This window comes from Microcoleus sp. PH2017_24_DOB_U_A (genome assembly GCF_020738205.1).
Lineage (GTDB): Bacteria > Cyanobacteriota > Cyanobacteriia > Cyanobacteriales > Microcoleaceae > Microcoleus.
This window is the reverse complement of sequence record NZ_JAEQCT010000132.1, coordinates 1-18,183: the sequence shown is the minus strand read 5'-3', so window position 1 is coordinate 18,183 and position 18,183 is coordinate 1. Positions and strand designations below refer to the sequence as shown.

The 18,183-nt window shown below is 45.1% G+C and carries 14 protein-coding genes and 1 tRNA gene; 6 read left to right on the top strand and 9 right to left on the bottom strand.

The features are described 5' to 3' along the window. The first annotated feature begins 610 nt into the window (after positions 1–610). The 3 genes from JGK07_RS29590 to JGK07_RS29580 all read left to right on the top strand — a co-directional run bounded on the left by JGK07_RS29590 (position 611) and on the right by JGK07_RS29580 (position 3,052). Positions 611–955, top strand: coding sequence for a ribbon-helix-helix domain-containing protein (locus tag JGK07_RS29590; protein ID WP_293181586.1), 345 nt, complete (start codon positions 611–613; stop codon positions 953–955). A 205-nt stretch (positions 956–1,160) separates the two neighbouring features. Beyond that, complete coding sequence (locus JGK07_RS29585) at positions 1,161–2,501, top strand: D-alanyl-D-alanine carboxypeptidase (protein ID WP_293181588.1); 1,341 nt, start codon at positions 1,161–1,163, stop codon at positions 2,499–2,501. 134 nt (positions 2,502–2,635) lie between these two features. Continuing rightward, a complete protein-coding gene (locus JGK07_RS29580; RefSeq protein WP_293181593.1) occupies positions 2,636–3,052 on the top strand; it encodes a DUF2809 domain-containing protein in 417 nt (138 codons plus the stop codon). Positions 3,053–3,128: 76 nt separating this feature from the next. Here JGK07_RS29580 and JGK07_RS29575 read toward each other — a convergent pair whose 3' ends face one another. The 3 genes from JGK07_RS29575 to JGK07_RS29565 all read right to left on the bottom strand — a co-directional run bounded on the left by JGK07_RS29575 (position 3,129) and on the right by JGK07_RS29565 (position 4,955). Further along, positions 3,129–4,244, bottom strand: a complete 1,116-nt coding sequence (locus JGK07_RS29575) for an N-acetylmuramoyl-L-alanine amidase-like domain-containing protein (RefSeq protein WP_293181596.1) — start codon at positions 4,242–4,244, stop codon at positions 3,129–3,131. Positions 4,245–4,436: 192 nt separating this feature from the next. Next, the gene (locus JGK07_RS29570) at positions 4,437–4,712 is read right to left on the bottom strand and encodes a hypothetical protein (protein ID WP_293181599.1); all 276 of its coding nucleotides are present in this window, start codon (positions 4,710–4,712) and stop codon (positions 4,437–4,439) included. A gap of 57 nt (positions 4,713–4,769) precedes the next feature. Continuing rightward, on the bottom strand, positions 4,770–4,955 hold the full coding sequence (locus JGK07_RS29565) for a hypothetical protein (protein WP_293291174.1): 186 nt from the start codon (positions 4,953–4,955) through the stop codon (positions 4,770–4,772). A gap of 81 nt (positions 4,956–5,036) precedes the next feature. Here JGK07_RS29565 and JGK07_RS29560 point away from each other — a divergent pair, with 81 nt between their 5' ends. Continuing rightward, positions 5,037–6,158: a serine hydrolase gene (locus JGK07_RS29560; RefSeq protein ID WP_293291172.1), complete on the top strand. Its 1,122-nt coding sequence runs from the start codon at positions 5,037–5,039 to the stop codon at positions 6,156–6,158. A gap of 171 nt (positions 6,159–6,329) precedes the next feature. Here JGK07_RS29560 and JGK07_RS29555 read toward each other — a convergent pair. Continuing rightward, positions 6,330–6,401, bottom strand: a tRNA-Gln gene (locus JGK07_RS29555). A 101-nt stretch (positions 6,402–6,502) separates the two neighbouring features. Continuing rightward, positions 6,503–9,286 (bottom strand): GAF domain-containing protein, encoded by a 2,784-nt coding sequence (locus tag JGK07_RS29550; RefSeq protein ID WP_293190195.1) that lies wholly within the window; start codon positions 9,284–9,286, stop codon positions 6,503–6,505. 66 nt (positions 9,287–9,352) lie between these two features. Here JGK07_RS29550 and JGK07_RS29545 point away from each other — a divergent pair, with 66 nt between their 5' ends. Both JGK07_RS29545 and JGK07_RS29540 read left to right on the top strand, forming a co-directional pair. Then, entirely contained in the window at positions 9,353–9,535 is a 183-nt protein-coding gene (locus JGK07_RS29545; protein WP_293181608.1) for a hypothetical protein, read from the top strand. 622 nt (positions 9,536–10,157) lie between these two features. Then, positions 10,158–10,547, top strand: coding sequence for a response regulator (locus JGK07_RS29540; RefSeq protein WP_293157809.1), 390 nt, complete (start codon positions 10,158–10,160; stop codon positions 10,545–10,547). A gap of 178 nt (positions 10,548–10,725) precedes the next feature. Here the strand turns inward: JGK07_RS29540 and cheB are convergent, their stop codons facing one another. The 4 genes from cheB to JGK07_RS29520 form a co-directional block, all read right to left on the bottom strand. After that, on the bottom strand, positions 10,726–11,817 hold the full coding sequence (gene cheB / locus JGK07_RS29535; RefSeq protein WP_293181668.1) for a chemotaxis-specific protein-glutamate methyltransferase CheB: 1,092 nt from the start codon (positions 11,815–11,817) through the stop codon (positions 10,726–10,728). Between the two features lie 159 nt (positions 11,818–11,976). Further along, on the bottom strand, positions 11,977–14,469 hold the full coding sequence (locus JGK07_RS29530) for a hybrid sensor histidine kinase/response regulator (protein WP_293181611.1): 2,493 nt from the start codon (positions 14,467–14,469) through the stop codon (positions 11,977–11,979). Between the two features lie 413 nt (positions 14,470–14,882). Then, complete coding sequence (locus tag JGK07_RS29525; RefSeq protein WP_293181616.1) at positions 14,883–16,766, bottom strand: methyl-accepting chemotaxis protein; 1,884 nt, start codon at positions 16,764–16,766, stop codon at positions 14,883–14,885. Between the two features lie 71 nt (positions 16,767–16,837). Beyond that, a complete protein-coding gene (locus JGK07_RS29520; protein WP_293243339.1) occupies positions 16,838–17,911 on the bottom strand; it encodes a methyl-accepting chemotaxis protein in 1,074 nt (357 codons plus the stop codon). Positions 17,912–18,183: the final 272 nt, after the last annotated feature.

The following is an 18,183-nucleotide window of genomic DNA, read 5'->3' as shown; positions in this document are numbered from 1 at the left end:
TCCGAGAGTTCAACTCTTTTCCGTTGTTGGTTAGAGTTGGATTAGCTATGTACGGACTGTTTACCGTGATTTGCCAATCAACGAGTCGCACTTAGATTTGGAATGCTTCCCAGCATTGGCTACATCTAGTTTTTGCGAGTTCCCCAAGCCTTGCCAAATTGCTCCAATCTCCAATCAAATGCCCCCGCTTCTCTTACGAGTGAAGCGGGGGCTAGAAAAACTGCTTTCATGCAAATTTTCATCTTATGTTGGTACAGTCGTTAGCTGTACCTCCCGCTTCGCCTATCTTTATGGTGTGGCCGTGCCACTCCCAGACCGTCCCGGTCTACCTCGTTGTAATTAATTTCTGAAATTAGTCCTAATCCACTATAACCGGGTTTAATTGGGCTTGTCCCAGCCCACGAGGTCGCTGTAGGGGTTAGCAAACCTGTCATAAAGACTTGCCGTGAGGACTCAGCGCGACCCCTGGGGCGATCGCACTTGAGTTGATAAGTAGAGTAGGTGGGGAAAAATTTCACAGTAGGCAGAAAGTGATCTGAGACCTTTAAATCTAGCTTTAAACATACTACACTGATATTACAGATATGTCCACCCGTCACGGAGAAAAATTATGCATACCCTACCTAGAACCTCAACCACCGAAATGGAAGTCACCAGCATTCGATTGGAAAGAGAGCTCAAGGAGAGACTCAAAGAGCTCGCTGGCAATCAAGGCTATCAAGCTTTGATTCGAGATTTGCTCTGGAATTACGTCCAGCAGAAGTCTGGAGAGTATCGTCAGATGTTTTGTCGATCGGATATTCGAGCCAGCATTAACGCCACAGCACAGCAGGAGGAACGCTGCGCCCTTACAGGAGAGTTGATTCGAGTTAATGAGCCGATGTTATTAGGCCTGACGATGCACGGCGAAATGGTGCCCCTGAGTATGGGGAGTATGGGCAGTATGGCTGGATAAACCAGTTTACCGAGAATTTGCGATTGCGATCGGCCTGGGGTGAGAACCCCAGGCGCTGAAGATCAAATCCCGAAGCATTTCCAAGATATCTATATTTAAAGAAAGCAAGAAGACGCTAAGTTCGCGAAGAAAGATCCCAGAAGGAAGACGCGCGGACTAATGCTAAACTTTCCATCGGGTATGCCGAAAGATGATGGTAAATTTGATGGAAAAGATTAAGGTAATGCTGAAAAACCGCTACTTGAGTGCTGTAAGCTCGATCGCCCTTCTCACAATGATCGCCGGATGCGCCGCTACCGAATCACCCCAACTTGCAACTCCCTCTCCTGTAGCCGAATCTTCCCCGCCGCCAGTTAAACCCAATCAGCCGTTAACAGTTTCTCTCAACAATCCCGAAACCGCCACAAATACCAAAATCCAGCAATATCTCAACGCATTGACGGCCCAAGGTTCTGCCAAAGAAGACCAAGGCATCTGGATGCAATCGGGCAATACATTACTCGCCAATCATCAAGGTACAGTTCCTCTGTCAGCCGCTTCCATTACCAAAGTAGCAACATCTCTGGTAGCGCTGCAACAATTCGGGCCGGAACATCAATTTATCACCGAAATTAGTACCAACGGCACCATCAAAGACGGTGTATTAAAAGGCGATTTAGTGATTGAGGGCAGCGAAGATCCGTTGTTTGTGTGGGAAGAGGCGATCGCCCTCGGTAACATCTTAAATAAAAAAGGCATCAAGCGAGTCACTGGCACTTTAATCATTGTCGGTAAATTTTACATGAACTTTGAATTAAATCCCCTCAAATCAGGAGAATTGCTCAAACAAGCATTGAACAGTGAAATCTGGCCGGGCGAAGCCGCAGCCCAGTATCAAACACTTCCTCCCAATACACCGAAACCCCAAATAGTAATTGATGGTACTGTCAAAGTTTTGCCAGCACGTCCCAGCGCCGTACCCTTAGCCAAACATTATTCTTTACCCCTCGCCGAACTTATCAAAAAAATGAATCAGTACAGCAACAATCTCATGGCAGATATGCTAGCTGATACTGTTGGTGGCGCCAAAACAGTCGCGCAAAAAGCAGCAGCAGCAACTGGAGTTCCTCCCGCAGAAATTCAACTCGTCAACGGTTCCGGATTGAGCGACGACAATCGCATTTCTCCTAGGGCTGCGTGCGGGTTATTTATAGCTTTAGAACGCTACCTGCAACCTTACAGCATGACAGTTGCTGATGTCTTAACTGTAGTTGGCAAAGATAAAGGAATCTTGTCAGAACGGGCGCTGCCAAAGTTAGCAGTAGTCAAATCTGGCACATTGGATAATGTTAGCGCTTTGGGCGGAGCGCTACCCACTCAAAAACAAGAAACCGTGTGGTTTGTGATTATGAATCGAGGGGCAAATGTCGAGGCATTTCGCACTCAGCAAGAGGTTTTGTTGAAAAGCTTTTTGACTGAATGGGGAAGCGTTCAAGTTTCGCCACCGGAATTAACGCCAAATCCTGCTAGAAGTAGTAAGGTATCTCGCAGCGAACTTGTTCAATAACACCAGATTTGATGAATAATATTATGTTTGATTCTTGGCGAATAGCCAATAGTTGCCACGGTGCGTCAGCACAGAGATTTTCAATGGGTATCTAAAATCGTGCCAACTGACGCACCCTACTACTAATACCTAAAATGGCACCACCTTTTAATCGCGCGCATCCCTTTTTTAACTATCGAGTTGCTCTTTTATTGACTATCATCCCTATTTTGATTGTCGGTTTAAGCAGCGAATTCTATTCGGGGCCGGGGCGAGAGTTTTTTAATGATTATTTTGGTGATTTTCTCTACCAAATTTTCTTGATTCTGCTAATTGTTTTCATGTTTCCCCAAGTTTCTCCGACTAAAATTGCCTGGGGAGTTTTCATTTTTAACTGTCTCATTGAATTTAGCCAACTGTGGAAACCTCCTTTTTTGCAAGCTATTCGCGCTACATTATTTGGGCGTTTGTTTCTGGGTAGTGGCTTTTCGTGGGAGGATTTTATTGGCTATATTTTGGGATGTACTTTGGGGTGGGTTTTGGTGGTAGGGCTGAAGCGGAAATTTAGATGATTTGCTTTTTTGTCAAACTTCGATATGGTTTGTAGTGAGGACTTCAGTCCTTCATGAATGCGGACTGAAGTCCTCACTACGAACGAATTGGATTAGGTGTTTTTGCTCTAGCAACTACAATGCCGATCGCACTTTCGACTCTGCTAATATATCTCTGCAAGTCGTAAGCAACTGTCACAGCCCCAGCCGGCGAAGCGTGAATTAAGCCGAGATTCCCGTCTGCATTCCTGTACACAAAACCTGTGTGGGTGACATCCAATCCTTTAACATCCGTGGCTACCGCCACAATATCCCCAGGCTTTAACTGGGAATAAACACTTTTGATCCGATTTGTCGGGATGTAATTAACCGTAGTTTTGGCTAATTCTGCTTCTTGGCTGACTATGCACTGATAAGTTGCTTCATCTTTTACCATTTGCGGGTAACTGCTGCGGTGCTGGCTCATGAAATTTAGTGTTTTATTCATCGGCACTCCGCCCAATTGAGCGGTAATGTTTTCTACGGTTTGCCGTTTTTGATTGTCTTTAATCCATTCTGAAAAATAGTGCAGCCGGCTGCAATAGCCGTTCATTTTACCGTTTAAATACCGTTGTTCTTCTATGCGATTTACAAAATTTTGATATTCGTAATCTTTTACTGCTACGCCTCGGGAAATAGCCAAAACCGTCTCTACAAACAAAACGCAATCAAATTTATTCAACGTTACGATCAACTTTTCTTCGCCGGATTTGTCCAGCAAACCCTCGACGTAGGGCAATCCTTGGAAGTTATCGCCGATCGCCTGGATGATTTGTCCGATCGGGCGATCGGGCAAATTTTCCTGTTTGGCATACTGTACAATCTTTTCAAAACGTGCTATGTCTTCGGGTAGTATAGCGGTTTCTGTCGCAGTATTCTCTGAGTCTGGTCGTCTCGCCAGCACTTCTAGCCATTGGGAATACGGAATTTCAGGTAAGTTGTTCAAGTCCCGAAACAGACTGAGCAAACTAGAAACACTTTGCTTATTTTTGGGTTCCCGATTTTCGCTGTCTGCGATCGACTCAGCCACTACATCCGGGCCGCGTGCTTCTGTTTGTCGATCGACAACAGCGACAGCAGGTTGAGACTGCAATGCCCAAACATCAGGTATCAAATAATTATTCACCCAGGCGATCGCAAATCCCAAAACAGCCAGACTCCAAAAATTTCTCATGTTTTCCCAAGGATTTTGCTTCAACTCAGTGCTATCCTGAAATCTTTACGATTACTCGAACTCTTAATCAGCCTAGCAGGTAGATTAAATTGACGAAAGTGTAGACCCGTTTCAAAAAATAATGCAACTGTTGGCAAGTTCCAAACCCTTATACAATCAGTTATTCCACATCTAAAATTTAAAATCTAAAATCTAAAATTCTATTAGACACCGCCCTATTATAAACTGATCCTGCGAGTTTGATACCACAACACTGTAATGCAAGTAGACCGCCGACGCCGCCCAATCGAACCCCAACGTCCGATCCAACCCAGACGCCACAGCAGCGAGCGTCCAGTCCAATCCCGACGCGCAAGCAGCGATCGCCCAGTCAAACCCCAACGTCCTATCCAATCCCGACGCCCGATCGGCGATCGTCCAATCTGGCTCCAACGCCTCATCTCGCTCCAACGACTCATCTGGCTCCAAATCTCAATCTGGCTCCAACGCCTCATCTTGCTCCAACGCCCAATCTGGCTCCAAATCTCAATCTGGCTCCAACGCCTCATCACCGATCGTACAGTCGCGCCCCGACGCGTCATCACAGATCGTCCAGTCGCGCCCCGACGCCAAATTAGCGATCGTCCAGTCGCGCCACGACGGCAAATCAGCGATCGTCCAGTTGAGCCACGACGGCAAATCAGCGATCGTCCAGTCCAACCTCGACGGCAAATCAGCGGCGATCGTCCAGTTGAACCCCGACGCCTCATCACCGATCGTCCAACGCCATCTCGTCGGCGACTGAGGGCAAAATTGTCTCGGCTCAAATACCGCAACATTTTGTGTTTAATTGCGGGGGCGATCGCGTTTTTTTGGCTCCTGACAATCCCCTTCAGAACTCGCCGCGCCCCAGAACCACCCGTCATATTGTCTCAAGAGGCTATCTCGCCACCGACAATTCCAACATCCCAAAATGTAGTCGATAGTAAAAGCGATCCTACCTTCACCTACAACATCAAAACACCTCCCAATCCAGTTTATTCTCAAGAATTGCAAGGGATTGTTGATGAAGCTGTGAACATTGCCACCAGCCAAGGATTACCAGCAGATAAGCTATCAATTAGCTTGTTTGATGTCAGCAATCCCAAAAATCACACCTTCGCCGGATATCAAAATCAAACTCTCAGATTTCCTGCTAGCGTTGCCAAGTTATTTTGGATGGCAGCCTTTTACTCAGCTATAGAAAAAGGCATGATTACGGAAAGAGAATCTGCATTTAAAAACGACTTAGAACAAATGATTCGCATCTCCAACAACGATGCTGCCAGCAGGATTTTAGACAAAATCACCGATACAAAATCCGGCGGACGGCTCGGAGGAGAAGAGTTGCAAACATGGCTGCAAAAGCGCACGCAAATTAACACGTTTTTCCAGTCAGCAGGCTACAATGATATTCGTATAAGCACCAAAAATTATCCCATATACTATTTAAGGCAAGAAGGCCCAGTCGGTCGCGATTTGCAATTGCGGGGCGATGATTCTGTGCCGATTCGCAATCAAGCAACTACTGACCAAGCCGGCAGATTAATATATGAAATCTATACTAGGCAAGCTGTTTCTAGTCTCGCCAGCCGCAAAATGGCTTACTTGCTGACGAGAGATTTAGACCCTAAAGCCTGGAAAAATGACCCTAGCAACTCAATAAAAGGATTTCTCGGCGAGTCTTTACCAACTAATATTTATTTTGGTTCCAAAGTTGGCTATACTTCCAAATCCCGCAGCGAAGCGGCTTTTGTCAGAACTTTAGACGATCGCGCGATTTACATCTTGGTCGTTTTCGCAGACGATGTGGCTTATACCAAGGACGAAACAGCATTTCCGGCAATTTCTCGATACGTATTCGATCGATTAAATGCTCGCGGGCCCAGCAATTAGCAGAGCGGATGTACGGTTGAAACCGCGTCTATACAAACTATGTCCGCCTCTGTGGACTAAGAGAGCATAAGGTAATTTTAACGACCCACTCTTCAACCCGCGGAGGCGGGTTTTGCCTGTGTAGATGCGGTTTCAACCGCCCTTTCATCGAAAACATTAAAAACTATTTAACTGGGGCGAAAGGATTCGAACCTCTGAATGGCTGGACCAAAACCAGCTGCCTTACCACTTGGCGACGCCCCAACGTCTTAACCTTTATCATATTAACACTCAAACACCAGAATCTGTCAAGCACTTTCACAATAAAGTTTAAAAAATGTTTGCCAAACCGATCGCCCGCCAGTTTATTCTTTGACAGCAGCGGGGCGAGACAGCGGGATCTCAATCCAGAACTCCGCTCCCTGTCCGGGTTCTGAGATACACTTCAAACTGCCGCCGTGTTTTTCCACCACAATCTGGTAGCTAATGGACAAGCCGAGTCCCGTGCCTTTGCCCACTGGTTTAGTGGTAAAGAAAGGGTCAAACAAGCACAATTTAGCTTTTTGGGTCAATCCCGGCCCGCTGTCCCGAATCCGAATCAGCACAAGTTGACCGATCGACTTTCGTGACTCACCTCGATCCGAGTCTTGGGACACCACCGCCGTCGAGATTTCGATCGTCTTGGGTGCGGGCTGATTTTCCAAGGAGTCGATCGCATTTCCCAAAATATTCATAAATACTTGGTTGAGCTGTCCGGGATAGCATTCTACCTTCGGCAAGTCGCCGTAGTCTTTAATTACCTTAATTCCCGGTATTGGCCCGTTTGACTTCAAGCGGCTCTGCAAAATCAGCAGCGTGCTGTCAATCCCTTCGTGAATGTCCACAGGTTTCTTCTCGGCTTCGTCGTGCCGCGCGAAGTTCCGCAGGGAAAGGACAATTTGCCGGATGCGTTCGGCTCCCATCTCCATCGAAGAAAGAATTTTCAGCAAATCTGGCACTACGAAATCCACATCGATTTCTTCGCTTTTGTCGAGAATTTCCTCGCAAGGTTCGGGGTAGTGCTTTTGATACAAGCGCAGCAAATCCAGCAGATCTTTCATGTACTGCTCGCAATAAGTCAAGTTGCCGTAAATAAAATTAACCGGATTGTTAATTTCGTGGGCGACGCCGGCAACCATTTGACCGAGAGAGGACATTTTTTCGTTTTGAATGAGCTGAGCTTCTTTTTGCTGCAAACTCTGCAAAGTTTCAGTCAGTTGTCGGGCTTGAGTTTGAGCTGCTAAGGCTGCCGCCCGAGTTTGGGCGTAAAGTTCGGCTTGGTCGATCGCGATCGCCAGTTGATCCACCACCGCTTGCAGCAATTCTACCTCGCTTGCCGCCCAGGAACGGCTGCTGTAATGATTGCAAACTATCGCCCCCATTTGACCGGAGTGAGTCTTGAGCGGCAGCAGCAGCTTAGAAACGATCCCGACACCCCTTAAAAAAGCTCGCGTGGCGGAATCTATGCAGGCTGCTGTGGCAGTGTCGCCGATGCGGAGCGTTTGGCGATCGCGAATTTTCTCGGCTAGTAGCGTTACTTGTGCGATCGGATATTCTGCGAGCAGATCTGTGAGTTCAGGATTTGCCGCCTCGTGGGTAATCGCAAAACTCGGCTGCCCCTGCCGCGATACTGAATACCACAAAAAGTAGCACTGGTCAACCTGCAACAAGCTGTGAATTTCATTAACAGCCGTATCTAAAATTTTGTCGAGGTCTAGAGAATTCCGCATCTGACTGGCGAGGCCGAACAGCAGACTTTCCCGGCGGCTCAACAATTCTTCTCGGGCCTTGACACGATCGATCGCCACGCCAATGGCATTAGCCATCCACCCCAGAACTTCTAGCGCCCCCTCCGTGGCAGCAGCGCTGCTGCATACAGCCATCACTCCCACCAGTCGTTCCTCCACAATCAGGGGATAGGCAATGGCGCAGAGGGACGGGTTCGACAGCAAGCACAGAGGAGCCGTTTCGAGTTTTCCCGTTTCTTCTCGCAGCCAATCTTCTATTAGCCGTTCCCAATCTTGGCTGCTGACTCCTGAATCGGCCTGCAATTCTAACCGCTCTATCTGCGGGTTGAACGTCCAGATGCTGGCTGCTGTGGCGTCGAGATGGTCTACCATTGCGTCGGTGCAGCGGTTGAGGGTGGCCGGTATTGTCCCGCCTTGTCCGAGAGCTGCACCAACTTTAGCTTGCAGCATTGCCAAGCGCGATCGCTCCTGTAGCAAGTCTGCCATTGATTGCCCCTCTGTCACTATTTCGGGAATTTGTTTGGGATCGCGATCGCGCCTCATGCCCGCTGAAGTTTCCCGCAAATCCTGAGATTTGCCTGTTTCGAGCACCGGCAGCTTTTTTGTTGGGAATATTCTTGTGTCCTTCTCTGAAGTCTGTACTGCCCAGAAAAACTCCTGGTTCGATCGAGCTAACTCCGAGATTTGCTGGCCCTGTGAAGCGATATCTTCTACCTCTGCCACCTCTTTCTTGGCTTTGACTAATTGCCACCGCAGCTCCACCAAACTCGCAACTTGCCGAGTTAAAATCTCAATACCATCAATCGTATTTTTTGTCAAGCCTTTAGGTACGGAATCCATGACACAGATCGCGCCCAGCATCTGCCCATCTGAGGTGACGACTGGGATGCTAGCGTAAAATTTGATGAAGGGGTAAGAAACAATTAGCGGATGCTGGGCAAATCGCACGTCTGTGGAAGCGTCTCGGACAATGATGGCAGGCGGTTTATTGCAGGAATTTGCAAAGGGTGCGATCGCATCTGCCGCCGCAACCGCAGGTTTTTGTAGGGGAATGTCCCGGTCAAATTCCGAGTTAGAGTTGGAACTCGCGCCCAACTGTGCGGGAGTTTGGTCGATATAGCAGCGATCGCAAAAATTCAGGTAACGGTGTGCCAAAGTTCGATCGATACCTAGCTGCGACTTCAACCAGTGGCCGGAGGCATCAATCAAACTCAAAAAAGCAATAGGAGTTCCGCTCATCCTGGCGGCCAAGCCTACCAAATCGTCAAAGCAAGCCTCTGGATCGGAACCCAGAAGTTGATACAAGTCGGTGCGATCGAGATCGAACACTGTTTTACCAAGAGGCAAGGGTGCTTTCATCATGTATAAGTGCCCATCTAGTTGCTGGCAACCGCCCTAATCAATACTGGCCGAGGAGAAAAACGAGCCATGAATTTTGTCCCGGGAGACTGCGATCGCAAGTCGAACACAGGCTGCTGGCACCAAACTCAGACCAACCTCTTGACTGACATGGAAACTTTTGATTTATGGGAGTTAGAGCACCGCAGATCTAATACTCTAGAAATTATACTTCGAGTTGACTATGCTTTTGATGTGCCAGAGGCTGGGTGAATCTAAGAGCCTCCGTGGGGACGAAGCACCCTTCAAAAATCTATGGCGGATAGCTTACAGAGAATTTCTTAATAAGTTTAATAGTATTTTAACAGACAGATCTAATCGTGGGTAGCAGGCTTGCTGGTAGATTAAAATAATTGGTTTGTGCCACAATACCAGTACGGTTTACCGGGCTGTTGCACAGGCAACTCAACAAAAGTTAGGAGAGCGACTACACAAACACCGAAAATGTTAAACTTTGTAACAATAGTTGTTCAAACTCCACCATCAAGGGTTTGACGGTTGAGATGCAGATTTTGCAACTGTTGTCATCGCCGATCGACCCCTCGGGCAATCTGTTTTTTCGAGTTTGAGGTCAAAAAAACAGGGGTGAAGTTTCTGCTAATGCTCCAACGGAGTTGGGCACTATTTATCCGAAGGCACTCTTGAAAAATGACCCACCCAAAAACCGATACTTGCTTGCCGACAATTTTGAGGGTCGAGATCGCAATTTTAGACTCAAGTTCAAGCTCCCAGATTCATCTGGAACAGTCAATCTAAAATCTACAATCTACAATCGACTGACGGCGGGAATTATGTTTTCTATTTTCAAGAACTATAAATAAACCGGGAGAAGAATATGTCTGCAACTAGCAGTCAAGTACCAACTATTTTGGCAGTTGATGATAGCGTCGTCATGCAAGGACTGGTCAAACAAGCCTTAAGCAAAGAGTTTCGAGTTCTCGTGACAGACAATGCAGTTGATGCTTTGTCAACAATTTATCACGAACAAATTTCGGTTTTGTTGCTCGATGTTTCGATGCCTGGGATTGACGGATTGGAGCTCTGCCGCACGGTGCGAAGCTTGCCTCAGTTTCAGAATTTGCCGATCGTGATGCTGACAGCCAGAGATGGAGCATTTGATAAAGTACAGGGGCGTTTGGCAGGAGCAACCGAGTATTTAACTAAGCCCTTTGATGCTGACAAGTTGCGCGAAGTAATTGGTAAGTTTATCAATATCAAATCATAAAAGAAGACGGGCGCGGTTGAAACCGCGTCTATACCAGCAAAACCCGCCTCCGCGGGTTGAAGCTCAGACCGTTTAAATTACGTTTTATGTTATTCTATTCAGTCGGCGTCCGGCGGACATCGTTTATATAGAAGCGGTTTCAACCTTACGTCCGATCTGCTATATTCTCCCGCTTGTCCTAAACTTTTAATTTCGCCAACAGTAAAGGAGCGATCGCACTGACGGGTAAAACGTGCTGGGCCGCACCGAGGGCGATCGCCTCTTTCGGCATTCCAAACACAACACAACTAGCCTCATTTTGAGCAATAGTCAAACCGCCGGCTTGGGCGATCGCCAACATACCCTCAGCACCATCTCGCCCCATTCCTGTTAGCAACACTCCCGCAGCCCCGCGACCATAAAAACTAGCAACTGACTTAAATGTTACCGTTACAGAGGGGCAATGTCCCGCTTCACGAGCAGCTTCAGAATAAATAAAACGCCCTTGAGCATCCAATTCTAAATGACGTTTTTCTGGCGGGAAATAAACAATCCCAGCTTGTGGAAATTCCCCAAAACCCGCTATTTTCACCGGCAGTTTAGATTCAAAACCCAACCAGTCAACCAATCCTTGCAAAAATCCTTCACTGATATGCTGGATGCAAATCACCGGTACTGGCAAATTAGCCGGAAACTTAGAAATAATCGAGTGTAGCGCTTGTGGCCCCCCTGTAGACGCGCCAACAGCCAATAACTTAATAGTTTGAGAATTGAGATTTTTGCTAGATAATTGGTAATTATGAATTGGTAATTGATAATTTTTTTTGCTTGGGCGACCCTCGGCTGTTTCGATTCCTCCAAGCCTTTGATGTCGCGTAAATACTTTAACTCCCGACAACACTTTAACTTTAGCGATTAATTCATTCCCCAGGCGATCGTAATCAGACGCCAACCCGCCAATGGGTTTCGGAAAAACATCTAATGCACCTGCTTTCATTAATTCAAATACATTTTGAGTATCCTTTGCTTGTACAGAAGCACTAATTATTAAAATTGGTCGCGGGTATTTTTTCATCACTTCCCGCGTGAACTCTAACCCGTTCATTTGTGCCATATTCAAATCCGTACAGATGACTTCCGGTTGAAGTTTCGGGATTAATTCTAGGGCTTCTAACCCGTTAGAAGCCGTTCCGACAACCTGGATTTCTGGCGAAGCATCCAAAATGCGCTTGAGAACGATCGTAGCTACTGGGGAATCTTCTACTAACAATACTTTAATGGGCGACAACATCATACCATTTTAGATTTTAGATTTTAGATTTTTTTAGGTAATGGGTAATGGGTAATGGGTAATGGGTAATGGGTAATGGGTAATGGGTAATGGGTAATTCTCCCCCTCTTCCCCTGTCCCCCTCTCCCCCTGTCCCCCTCTTCCCTTCCCCTCTGACAATCAAACTAACCTTTTCAAGGTCTCGATTAATACATCTTGATTGAAAGTACCTTTAGGAATATAAGCATTAGCGCCAGCATCAGCCCCTCTTTTTCTATCTTCATCAGACGCCAAAGATGTCACCAAAATAATCGGCAACTCACTGTATTCTTTTAGCTGACGAATTTTAATAGTCAGTCCCAAGCCGTCCAAATTAGGCATTTGTACGTCAGAAATCAGAGCATCAAAATAGCGAGTTTTTAATTTATTGAAAGCATCCAACCCGTCCACTGCTGTCACCACTTCATAACCTGCACCTTCCAGAATGCGCTTTTCTTGAGTGCGGGTAGCGATCGAATCTTCTGCTAAAAGTATAACTTGTTTTCGGCTGACTGTCTCAATTGGCGATCGGGCACCCCCAACCCCACCCAACAAAACTTGCTTGCGTACAGATTTTATCAAATCGTGGGGATTGAGCACCATACAAACTTCCCCCGTCCCCAGAATCGTTGCACCAGAAACGTTTCGCACCCGTTTCAGCAATTGACTTTGAGGTTTAATCACCACATCCTGTTCGTCAATCAAAGCATCTATAAATAATCCCAATCTTTCCTCCCCAACTTTCAAAACAATACAAGGCATTTTCCGAGAATTATGATTCACCGATTCTACCTCTGTATTTCTCTTGAATTCTCTCCAACTTTCCTGTCTCCACTCCCGATTATTGTGCAACCAATCTGTATCATTTAATTCTAGTAAATCTGCCAAATAAGCAACTGACAAAGGCTGAGAGTCTAAAATCACCGTCGCCTTGCTTTCGAGAGAAAAAACATCCGAAGAGCGGACTAATATTGCAGTTTCAATAAACTCGACTGGCAGCGCATAAGCAATACCATCAACCGCTAATATTAATACATTAGCAGTAGCTAAAGACGTACTTAGTTGCAGGCGAAAAGTGCATCCTTTTCCGAGATCTGATTCAACTTGAATGCGACCTTTTAATGCTTCAACATTAGTCCTAACTACATCCAAACCTACCCCTCTTCCAGAGATTTCAGTAACAAATGTTCTGGTTGAAAAACCCGCAGCAAAAATCAGCGATTGAATTTGGCTTTCTGTCATCACCGCCAGTTCTTCCGGCGTGCAGATGTTGCGTTTGACAGCAGTTTGTTTAATGCGATCGAGATTCAGCCCCCGACCATCATCAGCAACTTCAATAATAATATTGCTAGCAGTATGGTAGCCTTTAATTCGGAGAGTAGCTGCGGGATGCTTGCCGAGCTTTTCGCGATCGGCTGGCGTCTCAATTCCGTGATCTATCGCATTCCGAATCAGGTGCATTAAAGGGTCTTTCATTTCTTCTAGAATGCGTTTGTCAGCTCGAGTTTCCCCACCTTCAATGACTAATTTAACCTCTTTCCCTTCCCGCTTAGCCAAGTCTCTAACTGCTCGTGGAAATAGATTAAAAATAGTAGACAAAGGCAGCAGTCTGAGAGTGCGAATTCCTGATTCCAACTCTTCCGCAATTAATTCGAGTCTTGCAGTATCTTCATCAACTCGATTTTTCAATCTATTTACTAGAGTTCCCAGACGTTCTAAACGTTCTTCTGTACGCTGGTAATAATTCTGTAACTGTATGATGAGGGCATTTTGTTGAAAAGCATTTTTGTCCGATTCTATCTGATGAAAAGCCAAGCGATTTATAAAAGCTTCTCTGCTCCAACTTTCCCACAAATTTGTCAGTTTTTCGATATCAGCAAGTCGGTGTACTAACCTAGTTTTTGTAACAGTAAGTTCACCAGCTTGAGTCATTAAATCGTCTAAATTTTTGGTAGCAACGCGAATTGTTTCGATGCGGTAAGACGAACTTGAAGAACTGCTAACAGCGGGTTGGGAAGCCGATGCAGTAGCGGGGGCAGAAGCCCCACGCAAGTTGTGAGATTGGAGCAACAATTCTTGCTCGGATTGTAGAGTCGAAAAAGAATAATTTTTATCTAAATTAGTGGCGGAATAAGTTTCACTATTTGTTTCGGGTTCCGCAGTAGACGAATCAATAAGTTGCGTTTGTATAAATTCTTCTTCTGGTACCTTTGAAGATTCTGGATCTGCTATGGGGACGGCGGGCAGGGGCTTGTTAGAAGCACCCATCATGCTAGCGAGCACGTAAAAGGTATTGACACCGGAATCTTGACCAGTCACGGCTTCGTCAACGAGTTTGCGGATGGCGTCTAAACCTTGCGAAAGTCGATCGCTAATTTCTGAAGTTAGTTGAGTCTCTCCCCGCTTGACACCTCCCAAAATATGCTCTATTTGATGAGCTAAAGATGCTACATTTTTTACCGCCAACATCCCAGCATCGCCTTTAAGAGAATGAGTTTCCCGCAGCAATTCTTCTAACTTAGCTGAGTCCCCGGGGTGTTGTTCCAAGTACAGCAATCCATCGTCTAGTTTCTGCAAGTGTTCTTCACTAGCAATTTTAAATACATCTCGAAGTTCTTCATCTTCAATTATCATAGGTGTTTGTGGTAATGGGTAATGGGTAATTGGTAATTGGTAATGGGTAATTGGTAATTGGTAATGGGTAATTGGTAATTGGGAATTGGTAATTGGTAATTGGTAATTGGGAATTGGTAATTGGGAATTGGTAATGTAATTGGTAATTGGTAATTGGTAATTGGTAATTGGTAATTGGTAATTGGTAATTGGTAATTGGTAATTGGTAATTGGTAATTGGGAATTGGTAATTGGGAATTGGGAATTGGTAATTGGTAATTGGTAATTGGTAATTGGTAATTGGTAATTGGGAATTGGTAATTGGTAATTAGGAATTAGGAATTGGTAATTGGTCATCCATCGGTAATTAGTCATCGGTAATCGGTAATTTTATCCTTGACATCCGTTACACAATCCGTTGCCTAACTTCCTTCTTACACTATAGACTTAAGAGTTAAAGCAGCTTCATTAAGTTTTTGAGTGCCTACTTTGACTTGAGTAATGCCGCTGATAGTTTGAGATGCAGTGCGGTTGAGAGAGTTCATTTCATCACCTACTTGCCCGATCGCGATCGCCTGCTGTTTAATATTCAAAGAAATTTGTTGATTGCTAGCAAACACCAGATTGCAAGCTTCCCGAACCCCCGTAAAAGCTTCTGCTGTATCCTGCGCTGTTTTCACCCCTGCCGCGACTGTTTTGCGGCTTTCTTCCGTTGCTTTCACCGTCGAGTCGATCGCGCCCTTAATTTCTGGAATAATACCATTAATCTTTTGCGCGGCTTGTTGGCTTTCATCTGCTAATTTACGGATCTCGCTGGCTACCACCGCAAAACCTTTGCCATACTCACCAGCCCTGACAGCTTCCACAGCCGCGTTAAGAGCCAGCATATTTGTCTGAGTGGCTAAATCGCTAACTAAATTTGCCAAAGTCGAGATATTGCCAATCTGACTTGTGCTATCCCCCAGGCGCTGATTTTGCTGAGAAATTGCTGCCACAGCTTGTCTAAGACTCAGCATTTGATTGAGAGTTTCTTCAACTTTTTGAGTTCCTTCTTGCGCGAGGGTTAAAGCTTGGCGAGCGGCGACGGCAACAGCCTCAGCTTGCTCGGCTGTCTCCCGAGAAGATATGCCCAATTGTTCTAAGGTTGCAGTTGTTTCATTGACTGAGAGAAATTGCTGGCCGACGACTTGCTCTTGCTCATTCATATTAGATAATATTTGCATAGAGAATGACGATATTTGATAGATCAATCCTCGAATCAGCTTAATTAGTTGTCGCAGCACCAAAAATCCTAATCCCAGAACAGTACCCAGGGACAATACAGCAATAATAGTAGCTATTTTTTTAAGAACAAAAATAGAAGCAAACAGCGAATATTTAGGTGCTTGATTCACAATCACAATGAATTTGTTGTTGTTTTCTTTACTCAGAAAAACTGTATCATAGCTAATCACTCGATCGCCGAGGTCAATATTGCCTTTGCCACCAGAAAGTATTTGTGTCACTACCTCTGCCACATAATCTTTTTGGACATTTTCATTCGTTTTTGTTTCATAACCCCATTCTTTTTTAGAAGTGGGATGGTAGATGTAGCTACCATCTTGATTTAACATAAAACCTTTCTCTGAATTATCATGATTCATGTTTTTAACTATATCAATCAGATTCTTTCCCAAAGAATTGGCAATCAAAATGCCTTTTCTTTCTCCTTTGGTATTAAAAACAGGAGTGGCGTGACGAATGGTTGGCTTGTAAGGAATTTCTATTTTACCGCGCTCCTGATTGAGATTGAATTGAGACACATAAATTTCGCCCGGTTTTAGCTTCATAGTTAAGTAAAAGTAATCCCTATGAGCCTGATTTTGTAGTTCTGAAGTTGGAACTATTTTGAGCGTTTGGCCGTCAGAATTTACGCGCACGAGTTCGTTGCCATTCTCATCTATATAACGCAATTGCATATAAGATTGCTTAATTGCCATCATTGATGCAAATGTGATTTGCATTCGATCGACCCAATTTTGATAAGTTGAATTAGTTTCTTTGTCTGCTCCATTTCCATCTCTAGCTTTAATTATTCCTTGAAGAGCAGGAGATTTGCTGAAGAATAAAACATCGTAACTGATATTTTCTAGTTTGTTGACTATTTGCTCTCCGCTGGATGTGACACTTTCAGTAAGATTAGTTAAGGCTAAGGTTTGGAGTGCTGCTTCGGAAGAGGAAATTCCATACCAGCCAACAAGAGATACTGGAATCAAGGTACTTAAAATTAAAAGCAGTAGCAGTCGGTTTTGAATTTTTCTGAAAAATTTATTAATCATGGGGAGTGGCTAATTGCTAATTGGTAATCGATAATCGCTAATCAGTAATAAATAAATCTTACTTCCTTCAACTACACTGCTGATTTGAGATTTTGGGCTGCTTGGTTTAGTTGAACAATGCCGAGTTTGACTTGAGAAATACTGGCGGCAGTTTCTTGAGTGGCGAGGTGAAGAGAGTTGACGGATTCAACTACATCCTGAATGGCGATTGCCTGGTTTTTCGATGTGACGGAAATTTGTTTGCTGTTTGCAGCAATGCGATCGATCGCCCTGGCAACCCCAGCAAATGCGTCTGCGGTTTTTCGGGCAATTTTTACTCCATTTTCTACAGTTTTTGTGCCGTCATCCGTCACTGTTGCTGTCAAAGTAATAGCTTTCTGGATTTCTGCAACTAAAGCATTGATGTTGCTAGCAGATTCCTTGCTGCGATCGGCTAATTTGCGAATCTCGCTAGCAACAACAGCAAATCCTTTACCGCTTTCACCGGCTCTAACTGCTTCGACAGCAGCGTTAAGGGCGAGCATATTTGTTTGGTTGGCTAAATCGCTGACTAAACTGGATATATTGCCAATGCGATCGGTTTGCTCGCTTAAATGCAAAATTTGTTTTTGAATTGCTCCGACATTTTCTGTCAAAGTTGCCATTTCTTTCAAGGTATTATCTACTGCTTGACTGCCTCCTGCTGCAAGTTTAAGAGCTTGGACTGCCCCAAAAGCGGCAGCTTCGGCTTCGGAGGCACAAGCTTTGCTTGATTCGCTCAATTCGTTCATTGTAGTCGCAGTGCGATCGACAGCAGATAGTTGTTGGCTGGCGATGCGCTTCTGCTGTTCGATGGTGACAGCAATTTGGGACGAAGAAGAGGCGATCGCCCGTACAATGTGATTAACCGAGCGAGTAGTTCGACTCGCTAAAAAAATTGCGATCGCGCTAACAAGAGCAGCAGTGAACCCAACTCCTGACATCAAAGTATACAGTAACTCTTGTTGGGGAGCAAATACATTTTTTGTATCGTTAGCAATAATCACGCTCCAGCCCAATCTCGGCATATTTTCTAATGCTTCAATAGGAGCGTAAGTAAGCAATTGCTTAGCTCCATCAATGCGATCGATATCTATGGCGCTGTCAATTTCTTTGTTAGCTTGCATTTTGGCAAAAACACTAAAATCTGAGGCTGCATCTCTGCTGATTTGCTCAGTTTCTGTTGCCGCAAAAAACTTGCCATTGCCATCAATTAAATGGAATTCCTCTTTTTTTAATCCTTCAGAACTTCTGGTTAGCTTGTTTTGTGTTTCCTTAAAAGTCTGCTCTAAATAAGTTAGGCTCTCCAGAACTTATGGTGATAATTTTATCTAATGCAAGAAACAAGCTAATACGCGATTTCTAAAATTATCAAAATTAGAAAAGCCATACCCTTGTC

Bases quoted from the DNA above. Each gene is read 5' to 3' on its own strand.
- JGK07_RS29590 (WP_293181586.1), top strand. From the start codon at position 611: ATGCATACCCTACCTAGAACCTCAACCACCGAAATGGAAGTCACCAGC.
- JGK07_RS29585 (WP_293181588.1), top strand. From the start codon at position 1,161: ATGGAAAAGATTAAGGTAATGCTGAAAAACCGCTACTTGAGTGCTGTA.
- JGK07_RS29580 (WP_293181593.1), top strand. From the start codon at position 2,636: ATGGCACCACCTTTTAATCGCGCGCATCCCTTTTTTAACTATCGAGTT.
- JGK07_RS29575 (WP_293181596.1), bottom strand. From the start codon at position 4,244: ATGAGAAATTTTTGGAGTCTGGCTGTTTTGGGATTTGCGATCGCCTGG.
- JGK07_RS29550 (WP_293190195.1), bottom strand. From the start codon at position 9,286: ATGATGAAAGCACCCTTGCCTCTTGGTAAAACAGTGTTCGATCTCGAT.
- JGK07_RS29545 (WP_293181608.1), top strand. From the start codon at position 9,353: ATGAATTTTGTCCCGGGAGACTGCGATCGCAAGTCGAACACAGGCTGC.
- JGK07_RS29540 (WP_293157809.1), top strand. From the start codon at position 10,158: ATGTCTGCAACTAGCAGTCAAGTACCAACTATTTTGGCAGTTGATGAT.
- cheB (WP_293181668.1), bottom strand. From the start codon at position 11,817: ATGTTGTCGCCCATTAAAGTATTGTTAGTAGAAGATTCCCCAGTAGCT.
- JGK07_RS29530 (WP_293181611.1), bottom strand. From the start codon at position 14,469: ATGATAATTGAAGATGAAGAACTTCGAGATGTATTTAAAATTGCTAGT.
- JGK07_RS29525 (WP_293181616.1), bottom strand. From the start codon at position 16,766: ATGATTAATAAATTTTTCAGAAAAATTCAAAACCGACTGCTACTGCTT.
- JGK07_RS29520 (WP_293243339.1), bottom strand. From the start codon at position 17,911: ATGCAAGCTAACAAAGAAATTGACAGCGCCATAGATATCGATCGCATT.